This is a genomic window from Streptomyces alkaliphilus (assembly GCF_014141535.1).
Taxonomy (GTDB): Bacteria; Actinomycetota; Actinomycetes; order Streptomycetales; family Streptomycetaceae; genus Streptomyces; species Streptomyces alkaliphilus.
In genome coordinates, this window is the sequence record NZ_VKHT01000111.1 from 1 (window position 1) to 8,508 (window position 8,508).

General features: G+C 73.1%; 8 protein-coding genes. 4 read left to right on the plus strand and 4 right to left on the minus strand.

What is annotated here, in order from left to right:
* The first annotated feature begins 68 nt into the window (after positions 1–68).
* The 4 genes from gcvH to FNQ90_RS06215 all read left to right on the plus strand — a co-directional run bounded on the left by gcvH (position 69) and on the right by FNQ90_RS06215 (position 4,291).
* A complete protein-coding gene (gcvH, locus tag FNQ90_RS06200) occupies positions 69–458 on the plus strand; it encodes a glycine cleavage system protein GcvH (RefSeq protein ID WP_182605339.1) in 390 nt (129 codons plus the stop codon).
* A gap of 133 nt (positions 459–591) precedes the next feature.
* Positions 592–1,902 (plus strand): serine hydroxymethyltransferase, encoded by a 1,311-nt coding sequence (gene glyA, locus FNQ90_RS06205; RefSeq protein WP_182605340.1) that lies wholly within the window; start codon positions 592–594, stop codon positions 1,900–1,902.
* Positions 1,903–2,049: 147 nt separating this feature from the next.
* Positions 2,050–3,432: an L-serine ammonia-lyase gene (locus tag FNQ90_RS06210; RefSeq protein WP_182605341.1), complete on the plus strand. Its 1,383-nt coding sequence runs from the start codon at positions 2,050–2,052 to the stop codon at positions 3,430–3,432.
* A gap of 211 nt (positions 3,433–3,643) precedes the next feature.
* Positions 3,644–4,291, plus strand: a complete 648-nt coding sequence (locus FNQ90_RS06215) for a hypothetical protein (protein ID WP_182605342.1) — start codon at positions 3,644–3,646, stop codon at positions 4,289–4,291.
* A gap of 22 nt (positions 4,292–4,313) precedes the next feature.
* On the opposite strand, the gene uppS is transcribed toward FNQ90_RS06215, so the two are convergent.
* From uppS to FNQ90_RS06235, 4 genes are all read right to left on the minus strand, one after another.
* Complete coding sequence (gene uppS, locus FNQ90_RS06220; RefSeq protein ID WP_323379802.1) at positions 4,314–5,933, minus strand: polyprenyl diphosphate synthase; 1,620 nt, start codon at positions 5,931–5,933, stop codon at positions 4,314–4,316.
* A 355-nt stretch (positions 5,934–6,288) separates the two neighbouring features.
* Positions 6,289–6,459, minus strand: coding sequence for a hypothetical protein (locus tag FNQ90_RS06225; RefSeq protein WP_182605343.1), 171 nt, complete (start codon positions 6,457–6,459; stop codon positions 6,289–6,291).
* A 103-nt stretch (positions 6,460–6,562) separates the two neighbouring features.
* The gene (locus tag FNQ90_RS06230) at positions 6,563–7,834 is read right to left on the minus strand and encodes an alcohol dehydrogenase catalytic domain-containing protein (protein WP_182605344.1); all 1,272 of its coding nucleotides are present in this window, start codon (positions 7,832–7,834) and stop codon (positions 6,563–6,565) included.
* 156 nt (positions 7,835–7,990) lie between these two features.
* Positions 7,991–8,508 (minus strand): class F sortase (locus tag FNQ90_RS06235; protein ID WP_182605345.1); only part of this gene is annotated, 518 nt, incomplete at its 5' end.

Genomic DNA, 8,508 nt, shown 5'->3' on the forward strand with positions numbered 1-8,508 from the left:
GTCCCCGACCGTGTCCCACCGGTCGGAACCGCCCCACCCGCCACCTCGTCACCCGGGAGAATCCACCCATGAGCAACAACCCCCAGCACCTGCGGTACAGCAAGGAGCACGAGTGGCTGTCGCCGGCCGAGGACGGCGTGGCCACCGTGGGCATCACCGCGCACGCCGCCTCGGCGCTCGGTGACGTCGTCTTCGTCGAGCTGCCCGAGGCCGGGCAGGCCGTGACCGCGGGCGAGACCTGCGGTGAGCTGGAGTCCACCAAGTCCGTCAGCGAGCTGTACTCCCCGGTCTCCGGCGAGATCGTGGAGGTCAACCAGAACGCCGTGGACGACCCGGGCCTGGTCAACTCCTCCCCCTTCGGGGAGGGCTGGCTGTTCAAGGTCCGGATCGACGAGGCCGCCGGGCTGCCGGGGGACCTGCTCTCCGCCGACGAGTACACCTCCTTCAGCGAGGAGTGACCCCGGCGGGCACCGCCCCGCCCGTCCCGGTCGCCGTGCCCGGCCGGTCCGCCCCGGTCCGCCGGGGGCGGACCGGGGCGCGGCGACCGGCCGGCCCGCAGACCGTCCGCAGACCGAAGGACCCCAGACCGTCATGACCTCCCAGTCGCCCCAGTCCGTGCCGACCTCCCCCTCGCTCCCCTCGCTGTTGAACGGTTCCCTGCACGAGGTGGACCCGGACGTCGCCGCCGCCGTCGACGCCGAGCTGCGCCGTCAGCAGTCCACCCTGGAGATGATCGCCTCGGAGAACTTCGCCCCGGTGGCCGCGCTGCAGGCGCAGGGCTCGGTGCTCACCAACAAGTACGCCGAGGGCTACCCGGGCCGCCGCTACTACGGTGGCTGCGAGCACGTGGACGTCATCGAGTCCCTGGCCCGCGACCGGGTGAAGGAGCTGTTCGGGGCCGAGGCCGCGAACGTGCAGCCGCACTCCGGCGCCTCCGCCAACGCCGCCGCGATGTTCGCCCTGCTCCAGCCGGGCGACACCATCCTGGGCCTGGACCTCGCCCACGGCGGGCACCTCACCCACGGCATGCGGATCAACTTCTCCGGCAAGCTGTACAACGTCGTCGCCTACCACGTGGACGCGGAGACCGGCCGCGTGGACATGGCCGAGGTCGAGCGGCTGGCCGCCGAGCACCGGCCGAAGCTGATCATCGCCGGCTGGTCGGCGTACCCGCGGCAGTTGGACTTCGCGGAGTTCCGCCGCATCGCCGACGCCAACGGTTCGCTGCTGATGGTGGACATGGCGCACTTCGCCGGTCTGGTCGCCGCCGGGCTGCACCCCAACCCGGTGCCGTTCGCCGACGTGGTGACCACCACCACCCACAAGACCCTGGGCGGCCCGCGCGGCGGCGTCATCCTCTCCCGCTCCGAGCACGCCAAGAAGATCAACTCGGCGGTCTTCCCCGGCCAGCAGGGCGGTCCGCTGGAGCACGTGATCGCGGCCAAGGCGGTGGCGTTCAAGATCGCCGCGACCGAGGAGTTCCGGGACCGGCAGCGCCGTACCCTGGAGGGTGCGAAGCTGCTCGCCGAGCGCCTGCTCGCCGAGGACGTCGCCGGCGCGGGCGTCTCCGTGCTGTCCGGCGGCACCGACGTGCACCTGGTCCTGGTGGACCTGCGGAACTCGGAGCTGGACGGGCAGCAGGCCGAGGACCGCCTGCACGGCATCGGCATCACCGTCAACCGCAACGCGGTGCCGAACGACCCGCGCCCGCCCATGGTCACCTCCGGCCTGCGGATCGGCACCCCGGCCCTGGCCACCCGCGGTTTCGACGCCGAGGACTTCCGCGAGGTCGCCGACGTGATCGCGGAGGCCCTCGAGCCGGGCTTCGACGCCGAGTCGCTCAAGACCCGGGTCGCCGCCCTCGCCGACAAGCACCCGCTGTACCCGGACCTGACGGTCTGATCCACCCCCGGCCCGGGGAGGGCGGGGCGGGGCGGCGATCCCGCCACGCCCCTTCCTTCCCCGGGCACCGGGTCCCGGACCTTCCCGGAACCCGCACCCCCGGCCCCATCGCTCACCACCCCACGAGCAGACAAGGGAGTCCGCCCCGTGGCACTCTCCGCCTTCGACCTCTTCTCCATCGGCATCGGCCCCTCCAGCTCGCACACCGTCGGGCCGATGCGCGCCGCCCGGATGTTCGCCCGCCGGCTGCGGCGCGAGGGACTGCTCGACGAGACCGCCGGGGTGCGCGCGGAGCTGTTCGGCTCGCTGGGCGCCACCGGCCACGGCCACGGCACGCCGAAGGCGGTGCTGCTCGGGTTGGAGGGGCACGCCCCCGACACCGTGGACGTCGAGCGCGCCGACGCCGAGGTGGAGCGCATCCGCGGCGAGAAGCGACTGCGGCTGCTGGGCGCGGAGGCCGCCGACGGGCCGGTGCTGGACTTCGACCCGGACACGGACCTGGTGCTGCACCGGCGCCGCTCCCTGCCGTACCACGCCAACGGCATGACGCTGTGCGCCCGCGACGCCGACGGCGAGCAGGTGCTGGAGAAGACGTACTACTCGGTGGGCGGCGGCTTCGTCGTCGATGGGGACGCGGTCGGCGAGAAGCGGATCAAGCCCGACGACACCGAACTGCGCCACCCCTTCCGCACCGGGGACGAGCTGCTGCGCCTGACCCGTGAGACCGGCCTGTCGGTCTCGGCGCTGATGCTGGAGAACGAGACCGCCTGGCGGCCGGAGGCCGAGGTCCGCGACGGCCTGCTGCGCATCTGGGAGGTCATGCGCGAGTGCGTGGCGCGCGGCCTGAGCCGGGAGGGCATCCTGCCCGGGGGGCTGAAGGTGCGCCGGCGGGCCGCGCACTCCGCCCGCCAACTGCGGATCGAGGGCGACCGCGCGCAGCACGCCATGGAGTGGACCACCCTGTGGGCGATGGCCGTCAACGAGGAGAACGCCGCCGGCGGCCGGGTCGTCACCGCCCCCACCAACGGCGCGGCCGGCATCATCCCGGCCGTCCTGCACCACTACACCGAGTTCGTGCCCGGTGCCGACGAGGACGGCGTGGTCCGCTTCCTGTTGACGGCGAGCGCGATCGGGCTGCTGTTCAAGGAGAACGCCTCCATCTCCGGCGCCGAGGTCGGCTGTCAGGGCGAGGTGGGCTCGGCCTGCTCGATGGCGGCCGGCGGGCTGGCCGAGGTGCTGGGCGGAAGCCCCGAGCAGGTGGAGAACGCCGCCGAGATCGGTATCGAGCACAACCTGGGCCTGACCTGCGACCCGGTGGGCGGGCTGGTGCAGATCCCCTGCATCGAGCGCAACGGCATGGCCGCCGTCAAGGCGGTCACCGCCGCCCGGATGGCGCTGCGCGGCGACGGCCGGCACCACGTCTCCCTCGACAAGGCGATCAAGACCATGAAGGAGACCGGCGCGGACATGAAGGTCAAGTACAAGGAGACCGCGCGCGGCGGCCTGGCCGTCAACGTCATCGAGTGCTGAGGAGGCCGCTCCGACCCGCGCTCCCCGTCCTTTCGGGACAGCCGGGCATGCGCGCCTCATCGTCACCCGAAAGCGGGAGGCGGGTTGCCCCGTGGGGGTTTTCCCCCATTCGGGTGGTTTACCGTACGGCCCGCTCCGAGGTCCCCGAGGGGCCGGATGATTTTTTCCGGGGTCGTGTCCGGCGACCCGGGGAAGGATGGTGCACTCGGCGATGAGCACGACGCGACGCATGGTTCTGGGAACGGCCGCGGCCGCTCCGTTGCTGTCCCAATTCGCGGGGACGACGTCCGCCGCCGCCGCGGACGACAAGTGGGGCACGATGTCCGACGGCTGGATCGAGGTTCGCTGGACTCCGCGGGCCGGGGAGCAGCTGGACCGGTTCGAGGCGGTGGTGGAGGCCGTGGCTCCGGCCCGGTTGGTGAGCGACGCGCACGGTTCGGCTGTGCGGTTTCCCGTGCCGTCGGGGTCGGGAGATCCCTCGCTCGCCGATCTTCAAAAGGCGACGATCGGTGGGAGCGTGGCCGGGGGGATCGCGGTGCGCACGAGGCAGGGCTCGTTCCGGGTGGAGGGCATGGAGAGCCTTCTGCGGGACGGGGTGGCGTCCGGGACGTGGGTGGTCAACGGCATCGACATGGGGCACCGGTCGGTGTTCCGGTGCGATCCGGCCGAGGGGCGGCTCAGCACGGAGGACGTACCGCCGGGCCGGCCGATGAGGGTGCGGATCCAGGAGGTGCCGATGCGTCCCACCGCCGAGCTGCTGGAGGGGTTCGCCGCCACCTTCGGTAGGCCCGCCTTCACCGCCGACACGGTGGTGGCGCACTTCACCGCCGAGGCCCTCTACACCCCGCCGGGGGGATGAGCCGCGAGCCGGCCCGGACCCCTCAGCCGGTCCGGGCCGGCTCCACGGGTCGGGCGGGGCCGGGCAGGCCGCCGCCACCGAATCGGCGCTCCCGAGCGGCGTAGTCGATGATGGCCTGCCGCAACCGGGCCAGGTCGAAGTCGGGCCACAGGGTGGGGTCGAAGACCAGTTCGGCGTAGGCGAGGTGCCAGGGCAGGAAGTTGCTGAGCCGTTGCTCCCCGGCGGTGCGGATCAGCAGGTCCACGTCGGGCATACCGGGCGCGTACAGGCTTCCGGCGAGGTCCTCGGGGCCGATGTCCTCGGGCCGGATCGTCCCCGCCGCCGCCCGCGCGGCCAGCGAGCGGGCGGCGGTGACCATCTCGTCCCGGCCGCCGTAGTCGAGGCAGACGGTCAGGGTCAGCTCGGCGTTGTTCGACGTCAGGCTTTCCAGCAGTGCCAGTTGGGAGGCGAGGGAGGGGTCGATCCGGTCGCGCCGCCCGCACCAGCGCACCCGAACACCGAGCTCGTGCAGCCGATCGACACCCTGGTCGATCGCCTCGGGCAGGACATCGAACAGGTCCTGTACCTCCCGCGAGGAGCGGCTCCAGTTCTCGGTGGAGAACATGTAGAGGCTCAGGTGCCGGATGTCCAGCCGCAGCGCGGAGTTGACCAGCCGCATCGCGGACCGCCATCCCGCGCGATGCCCCTGCGCGACCGACATGCCCCGCCGTGCGGCCCACCGCCGGTTGCCGTCCATGATCACCGCCACGTGTCCCGGCAGGGGGCCGGCCGCCGGCCGGGCCGGGCGGCGCCGGGCACGACCCGTCAACGACAGCGGCTCGACCCCCTCCGCCAGCACCCGGGAACGCAGCAGCGTGACCTCGTCGAAATGCGTCTGGGCGCCGAGGATGAGGGCCGCGGGGAACGCCTCGTACCCGGGGCCCACCATCGCGGTCACCGGCACCGCCTGATCCAGCAGATCCCGCCAGCGGGTGAGCTGGATGTCGATCAACTCGTCCAGCGCCTCCCGCGGCTCACCGCGCCGCAGATCGGCCACGTCCAGGCCCAGCCGGCGCAGATCCTCGCGGGGCAGATAGCAGCGGCCGGCGGCGAGATCTCTCGGTAGGTCCTCGAAGATGTCCACCAGTTGGCCCACCTCGCCCAGCAACGAGGTCAGCCGGAACGCCTCCGGCCCCCGCGGGTCCAACAGTGGAGTCCACATCCCGGCCCACGTTCCCGCGACACCCCGCAGGTAGCGCCGCTGGTCCTCGAACGTCTCGAACACGGGCGGGGAGGCACAGTCGGCCTCGAACGTGGCGAGGAGCTCCTCGATCACCGCACGGTCCAGATCCCAGCGCAGCACCGTGTCCACGAAGGCCCGACGCAGCGGGTGCGCGCTACGGCCCGAGCGAAGATCCTCCAGCGTCTCGGAGCGCCACCGGGCGATCCTCCGTACGCGATCCGCCGACGCCCCCTCATCGGCGATGCGGTCGGTCCACACCATGAAGCCGGTGATGGCGTGCATGTGGGGCCGGATCGCCGCGGGCAGGGTCCCCTCCGCCACCGTCCACATCCCGGCCAGGAACTGCCGGGTCTCGGCCGCACACAGTTCATAGGATTCACGCAGCTCGGACGAACCGTTCGACGTCCCGTCACTCTTCACCACTTCGCACCTCACCCCTCACCGTCGCCCACCCACTCCGGTGGTCGGGAGCCTCCACCGCTCCCGACGAGACACCGGTCGAGCCGTACCACCTGCTTCCCGCCAACATCCCGTCGGACCGACCAAGATCGGGGCGGAACGAGATCAAACCCCCCGAACGGGGTAAGAACTGTCGCTCGGCGCACCACGCCGCACGAGCCCGCCGGCAGGAAGGAGAAGCGGCGGGCACCCGACGACACCCTCACCCCACCTCTGCGCCGGGAGATCGTTCACCCGGCCGGGCCGTCCGGGGACGCGGAGAGAATGTGGGAGCCTCGGGAGGGCCGCCTCCCCCGGTGGAGCGGAGCCCGGCGGATCAGGGCGCCTGCGGGTCGCCACCGGTCAGCGGGGTGGAACCGGCACCGCGCACGGGGGCGAAGGAGGTGCCGGTGCCGGCCGAGGAGCGGGGGATCACGCTGAAGGTGCCGTCGGTCTCCAGGGCCACCGCCGCCACCCGCAACAGATCGGCCCGGGAGTCGAAGAACATGCGGGACGGGTACCCCCTCGTGGTCGGGACAGCCGCGCGACCCCGGGCCGGCGGGGCCCGCCCGGGGTCGCGCGGCGTGGAGCGGGGCGTGGAGCGGGTCCGGTCAGCGCCGACCACCGGCGGTGGTGGCGGCGCCGGTGGAGGTGCCGCCGCTCCCCCGGTCGTCGCTCTCGCCCAGGACCACCTTGGTCCAGCCCTCCTCGCGCCGGTCGAAGGTGCGGTACGCCTCCATGACGTCGCGCATCCCCTCCCAGCGGGTGATCAGGGGGGTGGGGTCGAGGGTGCCGCCGGCGACCATGGACACCAGTTGCGGGATGTAGTGCCGGTGGTGGCAGTTGCCCATCTTCAGCGTGAGGTTCTTCATGAACGCCTCGCCGAAGGGGTACTGCTCGACCTGCGGCGGGTAGACGCCGATGATGCCGATGGTCCCGGCCTTGGCGACCATCTGCACGGCCCAGCGGGAGGCGAGGGAGGGGGCGTTGCCGGGCACCCAGGTGTCGCCGTCGGGGTGTTGTTCGGGGGCGATTTCGTCGCGTTCGCGGTCGAACTCCTCGGCCTTCTCCGCCAGGGCCTCGGCGGCGGGGCCGCGGGCGGGGCGCTCGGCGTCCACGCCGACGGCGTCGATGACCCGGTCCACGCCGATGCCGCCGGTCATCTCCAGGATGGCCTCGACGGGGTCCTCGGCGTTGAAGTCGACGACCTCGGCGTGCTGGTCGCGGGCGAGTTCGAGGCGGTCGTGGACGCCGTCCACGACGATGATCCGACCGGCGCCCTGGAGACGGGCGCAGGCGATGGCGGCCTGGCCGACGGGGCCGGCACCGAGGATGGCGACGGTGTCCCCCGTGCGGATCTCGGCGAGCTTCGCGCCGAACCAGGCGGTGGGGTAGATGTCCGACAGCAGGATGGCCTGCGCGTCGGTGACGGTGTCGGGCAGCGGGACGGGGCCGACGTGCGCGTAGGGCACGCGGGCGTACTCGGCCTGGAGCCCGTCCAGGCCGCCGGCGGCCTCGGGGCCGCCGAAGAAGACGGTGCCGGCACGTCGGCCGCCCGGGTTGGCGTTGTCGCACTGGGCGTGGTAGCCGGCGCGGCAGTAACTGCACACCCCGCAGGCGACGGTGGAGGGGATGACGACGCGGTCGCCGGGGCGCAGGTTCCGCACGCCCCCGCCGACCTCCTCGACGACGCCCACCCCCTCGTGGCCGAGGATCAGGCCCTCGCGCAGCCCGGGCATGGTGCCCCGGACGAAGTGCAGGTCGGTTCCGCAGATCGCGGAGGAGGTGACGCGCACGATCGCGTCATGCGTGTCCTCGATCTTCGGGTCCGGGGCGTCCTCCAGACGGATGTCCCCGATCCCGTGCCACACCACGGCCTTCATGTGCCCTCCTCGTGCCGTTGGGACGCTTGCGTCCCTCGTGTCCTCTGTGTCCCCTGTGTCCTGGGGAAGTCCTCCGCTTACCCGAACGGGCGAGGGCAAAACGACGCGAATCGCCATGCTCCGGGCGACCGGCCGGGGTTGTGGGGCGCCGGCCGCTCAGGGCAGTGGGCGGGCGAGCAGGACGAGGGTCTCCTCGTACCGGCCGGCCCCCGGGTCGTAACGACCGGCGCAGGTGACCAGGGCCAGGCGGGGCGGACCGTCACCGTCGAAGAGCGTGCGGGGCAGGGCGTCCGCGGAGTGCCTGCGGGCGGTGGTGACGGCGTACCGGTGGACGCGGCCGTCGGCGCCGACGACCCCGACCCGGGCCCCGACCGACAGATCGGCCAGGGCCGCGAAGGGCCCGGGGTCGCCGTGGGGGGTGTCCACGTGGCCGACCAGCAAGGCCGTGCCCCCCGGGCCCCCCGGGCGGGCGCCGGGGGCCCACCAGCCGACCCGGTCGGGCTCCTCCGGGACGACCACCGCTCCCCCGGGACCGGTTCCCACGGGGACCACGGTGAGGGCCGGGAGGCCCCGAACCTCCAGACGCACCGGCGGCCCGCCCCGCTCGACCGGACGGGCGGGGCGGTCCGCCCCGGCGATGCCGAGAGAGGTGGGGGAACCGGGCGGGCCGACCC